Origin of the sequence: Streptococcus suis (genome assembly GCF_029616525.1) — a bacterium.
In the GTDB taxonomy this organism is placed as follows: Bacteria; Bacillota; Bacilli; order Lactobacillales; family Streptococcaceae; genus Streptococcus; species Streptococcus suis_AF.
In genome coordinates this window covers 1-16,119 of sequence record NZ_JANFME010000013.1, presented here as the reverse complement: position 1 = coordinate 16,119, position 16,119 = coordinate 1, and the positions used below count along the sequence as shown (strand labels likewise).

The following is a 16,119-nucleotide window of genomic DNA, read 5'->3' as shown; positions in this document are numbered from 1 at the left end:
TATAAAATGTATAATAAAGTTATTCTAATCGGTCGCTTGACGGCCCAACCTGAACTCACTCAAACACCAACTGGCAAAAATCTGACTCGTGTAACAGTCGCAGTAAATCGCCGATTTAAGACAGAAAATGGGGAACGTGAAGCAGATTTTCTTAATGTTATTTTCTGGGGCAAACTAGCGGAAACGCTTGTTTCCTATGGTAATAAAGGTAGTCTAATTTCCATTGATGGCGAATTACGTACACGAAAATATGAAAAAGATGGTAGCAACCACTATGTGACTGAAGTCTTAGGACAATCCTTCCAGCTGCTCGAAAGTCGGGCCCAACGTGCCATGCGTGAAAATAACACAGGCGATGACCTAGCTGACTTGGTTTTGGAAGAGGAGGAATTACCGTTTTAAAGCAATATCGGTCCTAAGACTGATGAAGAGAGTTGGAAAATGGGCTATACTATAATCAATCCTAAATATTTTTCATATTTCCTTAAAAACACCGACGAAAGTTGGTGTTTTTTGTGGTTTATTTTCCATATTTCCGCCATTCTACCAGTATGATAATCAGAGAAAACAGGATAACTCCATAAAAGAAAAAGATGATGTAATGAGGGTGGGAAAAGAGAAGCAACCAGACTAGCCAGAGTAGATAGGCGAAAATGATTTTGCCCCAAAAGCCTAATTTACGTTTTAAAAACCATTCTGTAAAACTTTCGTGAACGGAAAATCGACTTTCAAGGTAATCGATTTTTAAATCTCTAAAAAATTTCATAAATCCCCCTTAACTTTTTAATAATAGTATAGCATAGTTTACCAATAATGAATAGGTAAATTCTGTCTCATACTTAAGAAGGATTTTCACGAAAAAGGAATAGAATTTTCTTGACTATTTTTGACCAAGTGATACAATAGGAAATGTGAATTAGCACTCGGTGGTAAAGAGTGCTAAAAAGACCAGGAGGTAATACCATGTTGAAACCATTGGGCGATCGTATCGTCGTAAAAATTGAAGAAAAAGAACAAACAGTTGGTGGATTTGTCCTAGCAGGTGCAAGTCAAGAAAAGACAAAAGAAGCAAGTGTCCTAGCGATCGGACAAGGGATTCGTACCTTGAATGGTGACTTGGTTGCCCCAGCGGTTGCGGTGGGTGATACTGTGTTGATCGATGCTCATGCAGGATTGGAAGTTAAAGACGGCGACCAGACCGTTCACATCATCCGTGAAGCAGACATTTTGGCAATCGTAGAATAGAGGTAGAAAAATGGCAAAAGAAATCAAATTTGCAGCAGATGCACGTGAAAGCATGGTCCGTGGTGTCGATATTTTGGCTGATACTGTCAAAGTAACCTTGGGTCCAAAAGGTCGTAATGTTGTTTTGGAAAAAGCTTATGGCTCACCACTCATTACCAACGACGGTGTAACCATTGCTAAAGAAATCGAGTTGGAAGACCATTTTGAAAATATGGGTGCTAAGTTGGTATCCGAAGTGGCTTCAAAAACCAATGACATCGCTGGTGATGGGACAACTACTGCAACTGTTTTGACTCAGGCTATTGTTCGCGAAGGCTTGAAAAACGTAACTGCAGGTGCCAATCCAATTGGTATCCGTCGTGGTATCGAGGCTGCGGTTGCGACTGCGGTTGAAGCCTTGAAAGCTCAGGCAAGCCCAGTATCCAATAAAGCTGAAATTGCTCAGGTAGCAGCGGTATCTTCCCGTTCTGAAAAAGTTGGTGAGTACATTTCTGAGGCTATGGAGCGCGTGGGTACAGATGGTGTTATCACCATTGAAGAATCTCGCGGTATGGAAACTGAGCTGGATGTGGTTGAAGGTATGCAGTTCGACCGTGGTTATCTGTCACAATACATGGTAACAGATAATGAGAAAATGGTGGCAGAACTTGAAAATCCATTTATCTTGATTACAGATAAGAAAATTTCTCATATCCAGGATATTTTGCCACTTTTAGAAAGCATTCTCCAAACCAGTCGTCCTCTCTTGATTATTGCTGACGATGTGGATGGCGAGGCACTTCCTACCCTTGTGCTCAACAAGATTCGTGGTACATTCAACGTTGTTGCAGTCAAAGCTCCAGGCTTTGGTGACCGTCGTAAAGCTATGTTGGAAGACATCGCTATATTGACAGGCGGAACGGTTATCACAGAAGATCTTGGTTTGGACTTGAAAGATGCAACCATTGAAGCACTTGGTCAAGCTACCAAGGTTGTGGTTGACAAGGATGGTACAACTATTGTTGAAGGTGCTGGCAATCCAGAAGCCATTGCCAACCGTGTCGCCGTAATCAAGTCACAAATTGAGGGAACAACTTCAGAATTTGACCGTGAAAAATTACAAGAGCGTTTGGCAAAATTGTCTGGCGGTGTTGCTGTTATCAAAGTCGGTGCCGCAACGGAAACTGAGTTGAAAGAAATGAAACTCCGTATCGAAGATGCCCTCAACGCAACACGTGCCGCAGTTGAAGAAGGAATCGTTGCCGGTGGTGGTACAGCCCTTGTCAATGTTATCGATAGCGTAGCGAAATTGGAGTTGAAAGGCGACGATGAAACAGGACGCAATATTGTCCTTCGTGCCTTGGAAGAACCAGTTCGTCAGATTGCCTATAACGCAGGCTATGAAGGTTCAGTTATCATTGATAAACTGAAGAATTCAGAACTAGGCACTGGCTTTAATGCTGCAACAGGCGAATGGGTCAACATGATTGATGCAGGTATTATTGACCCTGTTAAGGTGACTCGTTCGGCCCTTCAAAACGCAGCTTCCGTAGCCAGCTTGATTTTGACAACGGAAGCAGTTGTTGCCAACAAACCAGAACCAGCCGCTCCAGCTATGCCACAAGGTATGGACGGAATGGGTATGGGCTACTAAGAAATAGCAAAATGACACAGCTGCTTGGCTGTGTTTTTTCTTGAAAATTTCAAACATATCTATTTGACAATGGGTTTGGGATGTGGTACTATATTAGACGGTACTTTTTACTTTTGGTCTCTCAAGAGTGTACAGGGACGTGCTGACAAATGTTGCAAAAGTACACACAGATAGGGGTTGTCACCAATGCCCTATCACCAAAAATAAAAATATATACAGGAGAATGTAGATGCCTACAATTAACCAGTTGGTACGTAAACCACGTAAGTCTAAAGTAGAAAAATCTAAATCACCAGCTTTGAACGTTGGTTACAACAGCCGTAAAAAAGTTCAAACAAATGTTTCATCACCACAAAAACGCGGTGTTGCAACTCGTGTCGGAACAATGACACCTAAAAAACCTAACTCAGCCCTTCGTAAATTCGCTCGTGTACGTTTGAGCAACCTTATCGAAGTTACTGCTTACATCCCAGGTATCGGGCACAACTTGCAAGAGCACAGCGTTGTTCTTCTTCGTGGTGGACGTGTAAAGGACCTTCCAGGGGTACGTTACCATATCGTTCGTGGTGCGCTTGATACTGCAGGTGTTAACGATCGTAAGCAAGGCCGTTCTAAATACGGTACTAAACGTCCAAAAGGCTAAGAAAGGGGAAATATAAATGAGTCGTAAAAATCAAGCGCCTAAGCGCGAAGTATTGCCAGATCCATTGTATAACTCAAAATTGGTAACTCGTTTGATCAACCGTGTTATGTTGGACGGTAAACGTGGTACTGCTGCATCAATCGTTTACGGTGCCTTTGATCAAATCAAAGAAGCAACTGGTAACGATGCACTTGAAGTATTTGAAACAGCAATGGAAAACATCATGCCTGTACTTGAAGTACGTGCACGTCGTGTCGGTGGTTCTAACTACCAAGTCCCAGTTGAAGTTCGTCCAGAGCGTCGTACAACACTTGGTCTTCGTTGGTTGGTAACAATCGCTCGTAACCGTGGTGAGCACACTATGGTTGACCGTCTTGCGAAAGAAATCATGGATGCAGCAAACAACACGGGTGCAGCTGTTAAGAAACGTGAAGACACTCACAAAATGGCAGAAGCAAACCGCGCATTCGCACACTTCCGCTGGTAAGATAGGATGTGAGGACGTTAAGAAAATTCAAGGAAAAATAGGAAATCAGACGATGGACCTTAAGGTCCAAGGAAGATTTACACCTAAAGGTAGCCACACTTGTAATTGGCTAAAGCCAAAACAATTGCGTCTCTTTTTTCCAGAATTTTTAGTCCGAACTCAACTAATTAGGATGTGAGGACGTTAAGTCAGTTCTACATAAATCAATTGAGATTATTGTACAAACTTCTCGTTCAATCATCACAAATCGGATTGAGGCTTGCCTCATCCACTTCACACCATTAGTAAGAAATCAAGCGGGTGGGACTTGCCCACTCGCTTTTCTTAAAATATGGTATAATAAAGTATAAAACTAAAATTATAGGAGAACAAACCTCATGGCACGCGAATTTTCATTAGAAAAAACTCGTAATATCGGTATCATGGCGCACGTTGACGCGGGTAAAACAACGACAACTGAGCGTATTCTTTACTACACTGGTAAAATCCACAAAATCGGTGAAACTCACGAAGGTGCATCACAAATGGACTGGATGGAGCAAGAGCAAGAGCGTGGTATCACAATCACATCTGCTGCGACAACAGCTCAATGGAACAACCACCGTGTAAACATCATCGACACACCAGGACACGTGGACTTCACAATCGAAGTACAACGTTCACTTCGCGTTCTTGATGGTGCGGTAACCGTTCTTGACTCACAATCAGGTGTTGAGCCACAAACTGAAACAGTATGGCGTCAAGCAACTGAATACGGTGTTCCACGTATCGTATTCGCTAACAAAATGGATAAAATCGGTGCTGACTTCCTTTACTCAGTAAGCACACTTCATGAGCGTCTTCAAGCAAATGCTCATCCAATCCAATTGCCAATCGGTTCAGAAGATGAGTTCCGTGGTATCATCGACTTGATCAAGATGAAAGCTGAAATCTATACTAACGACCTTGGTACAGACATTCTTGAAGAAGATATTCCAGCTGAATACCTTGAGCAAGCTCAAGAATACCGTGAAAAATTGGTTGAAGCAGTTGCTGAAACTGATGAAGAATTGATGATGAAATACCTTGAAGGTGAAGAAATCACAAATGACGAATTGAAAGCTGCTATCCGTAAAGCAACTATCAACGTTGAATTCTTCCCAGTGTTGTGTGGTTCTGCCTTCAAAAACAAAGGTGTTCAGTTGATGCTTGATGCAGTTATCGACTACCTTCCAAGCCCACTTGACATCCCTGCTATTAAAGGTGTTAACCCAGATACAGATGCTGAAGAAGAGCGTCATGCATCAGATGAAGAGCCATTTGCAGCTCTTGCCTTCAAGATCATGACTGACCCATTCGTAGGTCGTTTGACATTCTTCCGTGTTTACTCAGGTGTCCTTAACAGCGGTTCATACGTATTGAACACTTCTAAAGGTAAACGTGAGCGTATCGGACGTATCCTTCAAATGCACGCAAACAGCCGTCAAGAAATTGAAACTGTTTACGCTGGTGACATCGCCGCTGCGGTTGGTTTGAAAGACACTACAACTGGTGACTCATTGACAGATGAAAAAGCAAAAATCATCCTTGAGTCAATCCACGTTCCAGAACCAGTTATCCAATTGATGGTTGAGCCTAAGTCTAAAGCTGACCAAGACAAGATGGGTATTGCCCTTTCTAAATTGGCTGAAGAAGATCCAACATTCCGCGTTGAAACAAACGTTGAAACTGGTGAAACAGTTATCTCTGGTATGGGTGAGTTGCACTTGGATGTCCTTGTTGACCGTATGCGTCGTGAATTCAAGGTTGAAGCAAACGTAGGTGCTCCTCAAGTATCATACCGTGAAACATTCCGCGCTTCTACACAAGCTCGTGGTTTCTTCAAACGCCAGTCTGGTGGTAAAGGTCAATTCGGTGACGTTTGGATCGAATTCACACCAAACGAAGAAGGTAAAGGTTTCGAGTTCGAGAACGCTATCGTCGGTGGTGTGGTTCCACGTGAATTCATCCCAGCGGTTGAAAAAGGTCTCGTAGAATCTATGGCTAACGGTGTTCTTGCTGGTTACCCAATCGTTGACGTTAAAGCTAAGCTTTACGATGGTTCATACCACGATGTCGACTCATCTGAAACAGCCTTCAAAGTGGCAGCATCTCTTGCCCTTAAAGAAGCAGCTAAATCAGCTCAACCAACTATCCTTGAGCCAATGATGCTTGTAACAATCACTGCACCAGAAGATAACCTTGGTGACGTTATGGGTCACGTTACTGCACGTCGTGGTCGCGTTGATGGTATGGAAGCTCGTGGTAACACACAAATCGTTCGTGCTTATGTGCCACTTGCTGAAATGTTCGGTTACGCAACTGTTCTTCGTTCAGCAACACAAGGTCGCGGTACTTTCATGATGGTATTTGACCACTACGAAGATGTACCAAAATCTGTACAAGATGAAATCATTAAGAAAAACGGTGGCAATGCATAATTGATTGCCTCAAGCCTGCTCAGTTGAGTAGGCTTTTTCGTGTTTACGAGATAACAATTTTACAATAGAATAGAAAAACCACCAGTTTTGCTGGCGGTTTTTCTATTCTATGAAAATCAATTTCAGACGAATTAAATTGAGATGAGAATGTACGGTTAAGTAAGGAAATAGGACAAATGACATTCTATCATAAATGGAATCATTAATTGTGAACTGGGAAAATTCTAAAGAATTGTAATTGTTCTTGGTACAATTGATTGTATTTGCTAGCTTGTGATAAGCTGGATAGAATTGTTTGGGTACGACTTGGATAGTCAGTGATGATACCATCTACTCCGATTGAGTCTGCTTGTTGAACACCTTCGTCAGTATTGACTGTCCATACATAAAGTGATTTTCCTGATTCACGAATATAGTTAAGTAATTCGTCGGTTAGTTGGTCCAATGGAACACTATAGCCCGTTAGATTAGGCAATTCATTTTCCGGAGGAGTATTCATTAACAAGTATGTATCGAATTTTGGGGAGTAGGAGAGGGCAGTTTTCATGAAATCATAGCTGCCAGACTGGAGTTGGTGTCCATCTTTCTCAAAGATTTGCTGATATTTTTTCATGAAATTATCCACCATCTGAGGACTATCCTGTTCTGAAGTTTTAAAGTCAATTAAGAGTTTCTGATTTTGAGCGGATGCTTCAGCTAGAATCTGGTCAAAACTTGCGATTTTGGCTGTATGTCCAGCTGCATCTGTTATTGTCGTTTCTGTTAGACTTGCCAAAGTCAGATCATGGGGACGATAATCAATACCCGCCCAGTTGATCAAACTTGGATCATGAAATGCAATAAACTCAAAGTCAGCGGTCTCCCAAAGATCGATTTCGATATAATCTGGCTTGCTTTGGCTAGCTATTTGGACAGCCTCAACCGTATTTTCGATGGCTTGATGATCATTTAGAGCACGGTGAGAAATGACAAGAGGAGACTGAGGTAGATGATGTCTTGCTTCATACTGGGAGAATAAAAAAACGGGTAGGGCAGGAAGAAAAATGACAAGAAGTGAGAAGGGTGTCCACCAAGTGAATCTTTCGTTAAATACTATTTTCCACCAGACCCATAAAGGAAGGGTAATGGCAAGGACTAGGTTGCTATATAGAAGAGCAAAAAATAGAATATAAATTGTCTGTACATGATTGGGAAATAGATCTGAGAGTAGGGATTGTGAAAAGCTATTGGCTAAACTTAATCCGTACCAAGTTCCCAGACTTAGTAAGGGGATAAGAATGCTAAGGACACATTTTTGCCACCTAGGACGACGTATTCTATTTTTGGGACGTCTTTGATGACTTTTTGAGTGATTTGTTGGCATAAGAACAATTACTTTCTAAAAAAACATTCTTAACAATTGTATCAAATTTTATAGGTTTTAGCCAATTGAATTAGTGGGATTTCAAAAAACAAAGGTAGCTCCATATATTGCTAATGAAACAATATGAAATTCTTGCTTTTTTAATAAATAAGTTATATAATAAGAACGTTGAAAACTAACTTGTAGATTTACAAGTTACAATTTTCACAAAAGGATTAAAAGGCTTGCCTTTTAAAATAAAGAACTCGATTTTCATAAGGAGGAAATCATTCATGGTAGTTAAAGTTGGTATTAACGGTTTCGGACGTATCGGTCGTCTTGCTTTCCGTCGTATCCAAAACGTAGAAGGTGTTGAAGTTACTCGTATCAACGACCTTACAGATCCAGCAATGCTTGCACACTTGTTGAAATATGACACAACTCAAGGTCGTTTCGACGGTACTGTTGAAGTTAAAGACGGTGGTTTTGAAGTTAACGGTAAATTCGTTAAAGTTTCTGCTGAGCGTGAGCCAGGAAACATTGACTGGGCTACTGACGGTGTAGATATCGTTTTGGAAGCAACAGGTTTCTTCGCTTCTAAAGAAAAAGCTGAGCAACACATCCACGCTAACGGTGCTAAAAAAGTTGTTATCACTGCTCCTGGTGGTAACGATGTTAAGACTGTTGTATTTAACACTAACCACGACATCCTTGATGGTACTGAAACAGTTATCTCAGGTGCTTCATGTACTACAAACTGTTTGGCTCCAATGGCTAAAGCTCTTCATGACAACTTCGGTATCGTTGAAGGTTTGATGACTACAATCCACGGTTACACTGGTGACCAAATGGTTCTTGACGGACCACACCGTGGTGGTGACCTTCGTCGTGCTCGTGCTGCTGCTGCAAACATCGTTCCTAACTCAACTGGTGCTGCTAAAGCTATCGGATTGGTAATCCCAGAATTGAACGGTAAATTGGATGGTGCTGCACAACGTGTTCCAGTTCCAACAGGTTCTGTAACTGAATTGGTAGCAGTACTTGACAAAAACGTTACTGCTGAAGAAGTTAACGCTGCAATGAAAGCTGCTTCAAACGAATCTTATGGTTACACTGAAGACCAAATCGTTTCTTCAGATATCGTAGGTATCTCATTCGGTTCATTGTTCGACGCAACTCAAACTAAAGTTCTTGACGTTGATGGCAAACAATTGGTTAAAGTTGTTTCATGGTATGACAATGAAATGTCTTACACTTCACAACTTGTTCGTACTCTTGAGTACTTCGCAAAAATCGCTAAATAATCCTTAGTGAAAATCAAAGAGGCTTCGGCCTCTTTTTTTTTACACAAAGAACACATATAAGTATGTGTTTGTGCAAAAAAGCTTGTTATACTATGCATAACAAGTATTGACTTACCAGTCAATACTTAACCTAAGAGTAACATGGAGAAAGTTATGAAAAAATTTCTAAACCTACACCCTAAGTTCATTCGCTTTGTTTTCTTACTTGTTGCGGTGTTAGCTTGCCTATCATTTGCTTATTCACGATATGAAAATTATCGGTTAACTCCACGTATCAGTGAGGAAGTGAAAAATGCTCCCTTAAAGATTGATACTAGTTCAGTAGAGTTAGAAGATGGTAAGTCCTATCGACTACCGAGAAACATTGCTAATTTAGTAGGTGTTTATAAAGGGCTTGAGAATGGGCATGAAGTTCAAGTAAGAGTTAATCCTGACGGTACCTATGAAATAATTAGTAAGGGGGAGCGACTTACTGAAACATATTTGGATAAGAATGGAGAGCTTCGCTATAAGCAGGAAGAAACGGTTGGATTAGAAATAGGTATTCTTGTAGAGGAGCATGGTTATGTTCGATTTTATCGGTATAAAGATACTATAGATGATGATACGCTGATAGGGCTAGAGATATTATCAAATGGCTTATATATAGATAGTGATGGTAAAGTTGATCTTTTAAAATCCATGTTCCAGAAGCTTCGGAGAGAAGCAGTTTTCCGCCATAATGAATATGTTCCGCAAGATGTGCTGACGATTGATGAAACAAATGCAGTGTTTACTCCTAATTTTTTACTGTTTGACAAGGAGAAACTGGTTAGCTATTCCTATTATCATGCACATAGTTTTAGGGATGGTCCCTTTAAGACTAGTTATACTCCAAAATCTGAATTCACAAGATCCAAAGATGTTTATGACATTTGGGCTCAACCGATTGAGAAATGGGCAATTGAGGAAGTCTTGATAGAGGAAGTCACCTTATCCGACTTTTTAAAAATGTATGGCTCGAGTATTAGGAAAACAGCTAAGGAGCTGTGGAAGATTGCTAATAGTACCGTTGAGAAACCTACAGATGCAGAGTTGGAGAGCTACATAAAGGAAAACGGACGAGCTACAACGGATGAAGAATTAGCTCATATTAAGAAGAAGTACGGAGTGGAGTTTGATGTTTCCTTTACTATTGAGAATAATAAGGAATATTATACGACGATAAATGTTTTCGGCTGGTCTGAGGATACTGGTTTTGACGAATTTGGGCTCCTGAAGGAGAATGGGAGGTTTTAGGAAACATATGTTATCAATAGCATCAGATATTGTCACGATTATTGGAGGTCTGACCATTGTAGGAAGTCTTTATCAGTATCTAAAAGCAAAAAGTTTTGAGAAAGAAGTATCTTTTCTGGAAATCATTGACAGTTTTAATTCTTCTATAGAAGTGATGGAAGAAAAATTAGAGTTAATTGAGGGATGGAATGATTATATTCTATATGAGGAAGGTCCGGAGGTATTTGATAAACAATTAAATCAATTACGGATGCAGGAAAGTCGTTCTCAAAAGAATATGCTTTATTTGGACATGCTCAAGACACTTATAAATTATTCGGGTTCTATTCCTTTGCAAGATATTTTTGAAAGCAATCCGTATATTGTTGAAGAATTGGTAGAGTTGCTTGTTCAAAAATCAGAGGCTCTCCTGTCTGACTATAAGACAGAACAGATACTCAGGTTTCGCAAGTATTGTTTGCAACTATCGGACCACTACCTTTCTATTCATAGAGGTGATCTAGAAGAGGATGTTATGAGATATAAGGAGTTACACTTAGATATTCTCGAAGATATAAAACGTTGTTTAGAAACATATTTAAAGGAAAAATAATTATGAAAAAGTATTTATTTGCTACAGTATTGGTTTTGGGAACCTTTTTCTTGGTTGCTTGCAGTAAGGCTGAGGAAGTTGTTGTAGAAACTATTAATAATGTAGATGGACGTTATATTGCCAATGCCTATGGTTTCGAGCTCGACCTTGAAATCGATGGTGAAACCATTACAGGCGAGGCTAGTATAGGTATTGTGGATAGTGACATTACTGGCAGTGTAGATTTGCAGGGGCAAGAGATAGACATCGATCTTTCAGATAGCAAATCGATTTCAGGGACCTATGAAAAATTAGAAAATGGAGATTTAGAGGTCGATTTTTCAGGGAAGATGATTGTATTTGAAAAGCAGTAGTCGCTATCTAAGGTGGAACAGGACAAGAGTTTTAGGATAAGGAGGACGGAACTGCTAACCAAGAGGCTTCGGCCTCTTTTTTTTTATTATTCGTTCTTTTTGTAGATTTGTGAAAAAACTATCTTTATGAGAGAAAAAATACAGAAAATATGGTACAATTGAAAGGTAAAAATTTTATAAGGAGTCTATCTAATGGCTAAATTGACTGTTAAAGACGTTGAATTGAAGGGCAAAAAAGTCCTTGTCCGTGTGGACTTTAACGTTCCTTTGAAAGATGGCGTTATCACTAACGATAACCGTATTACAGCAGCTCTTCCAACTATCAAGTATATTCTTGAGCAAGGTGGACGTGCAATTCTTTTCTCTCACCTTGGTCGTGTGAAAGAAGAAGCTGACAAAGAAGGTAAATCATTGGCTCCTGTAGCAGCTGACTTGGCGGCTAAATTGGGTCAAGACGTTGCTTTCATCGCTGGCGCTACTCGTGGTGCTGAATTGGAAGCAGCTATCAATTCTTTGGAAGATGGACAAGTTCTCCTTGTTGAAAACACTCGTTTCGAAGATGTTGATGGTAAGAAAGAATCTAAAAACGACGAAGAACTTGGTAAATACTGGGCTTCACTTGGTGATGGTATCTTCGTTAACGATGCATTTGGTACTGCACACCGTGCACACGCATCAAACGTTGGTATCTCAGCAAACGTAGAAAAAGCAGTAGCTGGTTACCTTCTTGAAAACGAAATTGCTTACATCCAAGAAGCTGTTGAAACACCAGAACGTCCTTTCGTAGCTATCCTTGGTGGTTCAAAAGTATCTGACAAGATTGGTGTTATCGAAAACCTTCTTGATAAAGCTGATAAAGTTCTTATCGGTGGTGGGATGACTTATACATTCTACAAAGCGCAAGGTATCGAAATTGGTAACTCACTTGTAGAAGAAGACAAACTTGATGTCGCTAAAGAATTACTTGAAAAATCAAACGGCAAATTAGTCTTGCCAGTTGATTCAAAAGAAGCAAATGCATTTGCAGATTACACTGAAGTACGTGATACTGAAGGAGAAGCTGTTTCTGAAGGTTTCCTTGGTCTTGACATCGGCCCTAAATCAATCGCTAAATTCGAAGAAGCTCTTGAAGGTGCAAAAACAGTTGTATGGAATGGTCCTATGGGTGTTTTTGAAAACCCTGACTTCCAAGCTGGTACAATCGGTGTGATGGACGCTATCGTTAAGCAACCAGGCGTTAAATCAATCATCGGTGGTGGTGACTCGGCTGCTGCAGCTATCAACCTTGGCCGTGCAGACAAGTTCTCATGGATCTCAACTGGTGGTGGTGCATCTATGGAGTTGTTAGAAGGTAAAGTGTTGCCTGGTCTCGCAGCTCTCACTGAAAAGTAATATACGATGATGAAAAGGGTTGGGAAAGCAACTCTTTTCTTGGTATAGAGAGGAATTTTTGGGGAGTTGGCCTGATTTCTTTCTGAGTGATTGACTGATTCAAGCTAGTTTTTGTGAATAGATTTGGGAGTGTTATATGATTGATAATTTACTGTCGGGAGATAGTCTATTTTTCTATATATTGTTCTACTTGTTTCTTCATTTATTAGGCTTTTTAGTGCTGAGAACGATTCATGTACTTCCTTCGATAAAGTGTATTTCAGAACAACTTGAGCAACGGAAAGCGCAACTGTATCTATTGCAATGTTGTCTCTTATCCTTCGCTGTGTTTTTCATCTATTTTTACTTATGGCAGAGTATTTGGAGACTTGCGATTGTGCTAACCCTTGGGCTGGTTACTTTGCCACATACACTCTCATTTTTCTCGTTACGTATCTGGAAATATGACAGGTGCAACGGTTGGAAGTTGGTGTGGCATTTGCTTCTTGGCGTGTCGCACATGGATATTTTTATGACAATTATGAGTTTGAATAGTATACATGCAAATGGAGTTGGTGATTTTGATGTTCAGCCAGCTTTTAAGATAGTAGCAATGGTAGCCTCAGTCAGTTTTTATATATTGCAAGTCTATTACTTAGCGTATTTATCCCACAAATCATCTGCTTCATGTTAAAATAGAAGTATGTTCAAGAAATATAAATTTAATCCCAAAGAATTTAAGTTGGGCTTGAGGACTTTTAAGTCTGGTTTGGCAGTCTTCCTAGTTATTCTTTTGTTTGGTTTTATGGGCTGGGAAGGGATTCAGATTGCGGCTTTGACGGCTGTGTTTAGTTTACGAGAAGACTTCGATCAGAGTGTCCATTTTGGAGCTTCTCGTATTCTGGGCAATTCTATTGGTGGTTTTTATGCGCTACTTTTCTTTATTTTGGATAGGTTATTCTTAGATCATTTTTGGGTAACTGCGGTTTTTGTTCCGATATTTGTCATGTTAACGATTATGACAAATGTGGCGATGAATAATAAATCGGGAATTATTGGTGGAGTATCAGCTTTATTAATTATTACATTGTCGATTCCTGCTGGTGATACGATTCAATATGTGTTTATTCGTGTGTTTGAAACCTTTATCGGAGTTTTCATTGCGATTCTAGTTAATTATGATATGAATGTTATAAAAAAACGTTTTCAGGATAAATAATGTTATAAAATATAACATCACCTATTGACCTCAAAAAAAAATTCTCCTATAATGGTAGGCAGAAAGGAGTTCGTTATGAGAGAAAAAGAGTTTCGTCGTTCCTTAGCCATCTTTCCGATCGGTAGTGTGATGAAGTTGACAGATTTAACTGCTCGTCAAATTCGTTACTATGAAGATCAAGGCTTGATTAAGCCCGATCGCAATGAAGGGAATCGTCGCTTGTATTCTCTAAACGATATGGACTTACTTTTAGAAATCAAGGATTTTTTGGATGAAGGTTTGAATATTGCTGCGATTAAGAAGGAATATGCAAATCGGGAAGCGAAAGCTAAGGTCCAAAAACAGCAGAAAACCTTGACTGATGAAGATGTCCGTCGTATCTTACATGATGAATTCAGTCGTCAGGGACGATTTTCAAGTCCTAGTTCCATTTTCCGTTCGTCGTAATTAGCTTTTAAAATAGAGGAGAAAAATAATGACATTCACAGTGGCAGATATCAAGCGCGATATCAAAGAGAAAAACGTTACCTTCCTACGTCTTATGTTTACGGACATCATGGGAGTGATGAAAAACGTAGAAATTCCAGCAACTGATGAGCAGGTCGAAAAGGTTTTGTCAAATAAGGTCATGTTTGATGGTTCATCTATTGAAGGATTTGTTCGTATCAATGAATCAGATATGTATCTTTACCCAGACTTGGATACATGGACTATCTTCCCTTGGGGTGATGAAAATGGCCGTGTAGCTGGCTTGATTTGTGATATTTATACAACAGATGCTAAGCCTTTTGCTGGTGACCCACGTGGAAATTTGAAGAAATCGCTTCGTCACATGGAAGAGGCAGGTTTCTCTTCATTCAACCTTGGTCCAGAACCAGAATTCTTCCTCTTTAAGATGGACGAACAAGGAAATCCAACGCTTGAAGTAAATGATAAAGGTGGTTACTTTGACCTCGCACCAACGGACTTGGCTGATAATACACGTCGCGAAATCGTCAATGTCTTGACAGAGATGGGCTTTGAAGTTGAAGCGAGCCATCACGAAGTGGCAGTAGGTCAGCATGAAATTGATTTCAAATATGCGGACGTCTTAAAAGCTTGTGACAATATTCAAATCTTCAAGTTAGTTGTTAAAACAATTGCTCGTAAGCATGGTATGTATGCGACATTTATGGCCAAGCCTAAGTTTGGTATTGCTGGCTCAGGTATGCACTGTAACATGTCCCTCTTTGACAAGGATGGAAACAATGCCTTCTTTGATCCAGAGGATCCTCGCGGTATGCAGCTGTCTCAAACTGCTTACCATTTCCTTGGTGGTTTGATTAAGCATGCTTATAACTATACTGCTATTACAAACCCGACAGTGAACTCTTACAAGCGTTTGGTTCCAGGCTTTGAAGCTCCTGTGTATATTGCTTGGGCTGGTAAAAACCGCTCACCATTGGTTCGCGTACCTGCCTCACGTGGAATGGGAACTCGTTTGGAATTGCGATCGGTTGATCCAACTGCCAACCCATACTTAGCTATGGCCGTTCTATTGGAAGTTGGTTTGGAAGGTATTCAAAATAAAATTGAAGCACCAGCACCAGTAGAATCTAATATCTATGCAATGTCTGATGAGGAGCGTCGTGAAGCAGGTATCACTGATCTTCCTTCAACTCTTCACAATGCATTGAAAGCTCTTCGTGAAGACGAGGTAGTTCGTGCAGCTCTAGGTGATCATATCTATACGAATTTCTTGGAAGCTAAGAAAATCGAATGGGCAAGCTACGCAACCTACGTTTCTCAATGGGAAATTGACAACTATTTGGATATGTATTAAAAAAATGGTCCGGTGGACCATTTTTTCATGAGCTTGAAAACCAGATAGCGAATTAGCCCCCGACGGGTCCTTTGTTCACGAGCTTAGAAATTTTAGAGCGTGTAATGGTCCAGTGGAGTGAAATAGTCTGGGAAGAGACTGTTTCAGTCTGAGCTAATAAATAGCAGGGCGAGGGGATGGACATGAGCTTGAAATCGGTCTTTTTATAAGCTGGGTTATCTGTTAATATAAAATAAATCCCAGAGGTCTCACCTCTGGGATTTTAGGCTCTATAATTTCTGTAGTGGGTAAATCCACTGTAGAGATTATGGAGCCTTTTTGAGTATATACAAAAAGTCCCATATGACCTATAATGAAAAGCAACCACACTC

17 protein-coding genes are annotated in these 16,119 nt (G+C 40.2%); 15 read left to right on the top strand and 2 right to left on the bottom strand.

What is annotated here, in order from left to right:
* Window positions 1-6 precede the first annotated feature (6 nt).
* The gene (locus tag NOL38_RS06390; RefSeq protein WP_277941725.1) at window positions 7-402 is read left to right on the top strand and encodes a single-stranded DNA-binding protein; all 396 of its coding nucleotides are present in this window, start codon (window positions 7-9) and stop codon (window positions 400-402) included.
* A 118-nt stretch (window positions 403-520) separates the two neighbouring features.
* Here NOL38_RS06390 and NOL38_RS06385 read toward each other — a convergent pair whose 3' ends face one another.
* Window positions 521-766 (bottom strand): hypothetical protein, encoded by a 246-nt coding sequence (locus tag NOL38_RS06385; protein WP_277941724.1) that lies wholly within the window; start codon window positions 764-766, stop codon window positions 521-523.
* A 197-nt stretch (window positions 767-963) separates the two neighbouring features.
* On the opposite strand from NOL38_RS06385, the gene groES reads away from it, so the two are divergent.
* The 5 genes from groES (at window position 964) to fusA (ending at window position 6,467) form a co-directional block, all read left to right on the top strand.
* Complete coding sequence (gene groES, locus NOL38_RS06380) at window positions 964-1,245, top strand: co-chaperone GroES (protein ID WP_014637330.1); 282 nt, start codon at window positions 964-966, stop codon at window positions 1,243-1,245.
* Between the two features lie 10 nt (window positions 1,246-1,255).
* Window positions 1,256-2,878, top strand: coding sequence for a chaperonin GroEL (gene groL, locus NOL38_RS06375; protein ID WP_277941723.1), 1,623 nt, complete (start codon window positions 1,256-1,258; stop codon window positions 2,876-2,878).
* A 229-nt stretch (window positions 2,879-3,107) separates the two neighbouring features.
* Window positions 3,108-3,521, top strand: a complete 414-nt coding sequence (gene rpsL / locus NOL38_RS06370) for a 30S ribosomal protein S12 (protein ID WP_002940030.1) — start codon at window positions 3,108-3,110, stop codon at window positions 3,519-3,521.
* A gap of 16 nt (window positions 3,522-3,537) precedes the next feature.
* The gene (rpsG, locus tag NOL38_RS06365) at window positions 3,538-4,008 is read left to right on the top strand and encodes a 30S ribosomal protein S7 (RefSeq protein WP_029178040.1); all 471 of its coding nucleotides are present in this window, start codon (window positions 3,538-3,540) and stop codon (window positions 4,006-4,008) included.
* Between the two features lie 377 nt (window positions 4,009-4,385).
* The gene (fusA, locus tag NOL38_RS06360; RefSeq protein WP_024419398.1) at window positions 4,386-6,467 is read left to right on the top strand and encodes an elongation factor G; all 2,082 of its coding nucleotides are present in this window, start codon (window positions 4,386-4,388) and stop codon (window positions 6,465-6,467) included.
* Between the two features lie 202 nt (window positions 6,468-6,669).
* On the opposite strand, the gene NOL38_RS06355 is transcribed toward fusA, so the two are convergent.
* On the bottom strand, window positions 6,670-7,830 hold the full coding sequence (locus tag NOL38_RS06355; protein WP_105106871.1) for a glycerophosphodiester phosphodiesterase family protein: 1,161 nt from the start codon (window positions 7,828-7,830) through the stop codon (window positions 6,670-6,672).
* 272 nt (window positions 7,831-8,102) lie between these two features.
* Between NOL38_RS06355 and gap the strand changes: the two genes are divergently transcribed.
* From gap to glnA, 9 genes are all read left to right on the top strand, one after another.
* On the top strand, window positions 8,103-9,113 hold the full coding sequence (gap, locus tag NOL38_RS06350; RefSeq protein WP_024397990.1) for a type I glyceraldehyde-3-phosphate dehydrogenase: 1,011 nt from the start codon (window positions 8,103-8,105) through the stop codon (window positions 9,111-9,113).
* A gap of 153 nt (window positions 9,114-9,266) precedes the next feature.
* Window positions 9,267-10,391, top strand: a complete 1,125-nt coding sequence (locus NOL38_RS06345) for a hypothetical protein (RefSeq protein WP_277941722.1) — start codon at window positions 9,267-9,269, stop codon at window positions 10,389-10,391.
* 7 nt (window positions 10,392-10,398) lie between these two features.
* Window positions 10,399-10,983 carry a hypothetical protein gene (locus tag NOL38_RS06340; RefSeq protein ID WP_277941721.1) on the top strand — a complete coding sequence of 195 codons (585 nt, stop codon included), beginning with the start codon at window positions 10,399-10,401 and terminating at the stop codon, window positions 10,981-10,983.
* Between the two features lie 2 nt (window positions 10,984-10,985).
* A complete protein-coding gene (locus tag NOL38_RS06335; protein WP_277941720.1) occupies window positions 10,986-11,336 on the top strand; it encodes a hypothetical protein in 351 nt (116 codons plus the stop codon).
* A gap of 192 nt (window positions 11,337-11,528) precedes the next feature.
* Window positions 11,529-12,728 (top strand): phosphoglycerate kinase, encoded by a 1,200-nt coding sequence (locus NOL38_RS06330; protein WP_277941719.1) that lies wholly within the window; start codon window positions 11,529-11,531, stop codon window positions 12,726-12,728.
* A 136-nt stretch (window positions 12,729-12,864) separates the two neighbouring features.
* Window positions 12,865-13,401 (top strand): hypothetical protein, encoded by a 537-nt coding sequence (locus tag NOL38_RS06325; protein ID WP_277941718.1) that lies wholly within the window; start codon window positions 12,865-12,867, stop codon window positions 13,399-13,401.
* A gap of 9 nt (window positions 13,402-13,410) precedes the next feature.
* On the top strand, window positions 13,411-13,926 hold the full coding sequence (locus NOL38_RS06320) for an FUSC family protein (RefSeq protein ID WP_277941717.1): 516 nt from the start codon (window positions 13,411-13,413) through the stop codon (window positions 13,924-13,926).
* Window positions 13,927-14,001: 75 nt separating this feature from the next.
* The gene (locus tag NOL38_RS06315) at window positions 14,002-14,373 is read left to right on the top strand and encodes a MerR family transcriptional regulator (protein ID WP_002940041.1); all 372 of its coding nucleotides are present in this window, start codon (window positions 14,002-14,004) and stop codon (window positions 14,371-14,373) included.
* Between the two features lie 28 nt (window positions 14,374-14,401).
* Entirely contained in the window at window positions 14,402-15,748 is a 1,347-nt protein-coding gene (gene glnA, locus NOL38_RS06310) for a type I glutamate--ammonia ligase (protein ID WP_011921751.1), read from the top strand.
* Window positions 15,749-16,119: the final 371 nt, after the last annotated feature.

Excerpts from the sequence above, each read along its gene's own strand:
- NOL38_RS06345 (WP_277941722.1), top strand. The coding sequence starts at position 9,267 with ATGAAAAAATTTCTAAACCTACACCCTAAGTTCATTCGCTTTGTTTTC.
- NOL38_RS06385 (WP_277941724.1), bottom strand. The coding sequence starts at position 766 with ATGAAATTTTTTAGAGATTTAAAAATCGATTACCTTGAAAGTCGATTT.
- rpsG (WP_029178040.1), top strand. The coding sequence starts at position 3,538 with ATGAGTCGTAAAAATCAAGCGCCTAAGCGCGAAGTATTGCCAGATCCA.
- groL (WP_277941723.1), top strand. The coding sequence starts at position 1,256 with ATGGCAAAAGAAATCAAATTTGCAGCAGATGCACGTGAAAGCATGGTC.
- rpsL (WP_002940030.1), top strand. The coding sequence starts at position 3,108 with ATGCCTACAATTAACCAGTTGGTACGTAAACCACGTAAGTCTAAAGTA.
- NOL38_RS06320 (WP_277941717.1), top strand. The coding sequence starts at position 13,411 with ATGTTCAAGAAATATAAATTTAATCCCAAAGAATTTAAGTTGGGCTTG.
- NOL38_RS06315 (WP_002940041.1), top strand. The coding sequence starts at position 14,002 with ATGAGAGAAAAAGAGTTTCGTCGTTCCTTAGCCATCTTTCCGATCGGT.
- gap (WP_024397990.1), top strand. The coding sequence starts at position 8,103 with ATGGTAGTTAAAGTTGGTATTAACGGTTTCGGACGTATCGGTCGTCTT.
- NOL38_RS06330 (WP_277941719.1), top strand. The coding sequence starts at position 11,529 with ATGGCTAAATTGACTGTTAAAGACGTTGAATTGAAGGGCAAAAAAGTC.
- NOL38_RS06325 (WP_277941718.1), top strand. The coding sequence starts at position 12,865 with ATGATTGATAATTTACTGTCGGGAGATAGTCTATTTTTCTATATATTG.
- glnA (WP_011921751.1), top strand. The coding sequence starts at position 14,402 with ATGACATTCACAGTGGCAGATATCAAGCGCGATATCAAAGAGAAAAAC.
- groES (WP_014637330.1), top strand. The coding sequence starts at position 964 with ATGTTGAAACCATTGGGCGATCGTATCGTCGTAAAAATTGAAGAAAAA.
- NOL38_RS06335 (WP_277941720.1), top strand. The coding sequence starts at position 10,986 with ATGAAAAAGTATTTATTTGCTACAGTATTGGTTTTGGGAACCTTTTTC.
- NOL38_RS06355 (WP_105106871.1), bottom strand. The coding sequence starts at position 7,830 with ATGCCAACAAATCACTCAAAAAGTCATCAAAGACGTCCCAAAAATAGA.
- fusA (WP_024419398.1), top strand. The coding sequence starts at position 4,386 with ATGGCACGCGAATTTTCATTAGAAAAAACTCGTAATATCGGTATCATG.
- NOL38_RS06390 (WP_277941725.1), top strand. The coding sequence starts at position 7 with ATGTATAATAAAGTTATTCTAATCGGTCGCTTGACGGCCCAACCTGAA.
- NOL38_RS06340 (WP_277941721.1), top strand. The coding sequence starts at position 10,399 with ATGTTATCAATAGCATCAGATATTGTCACGATTATTGGAGGTCTGACC.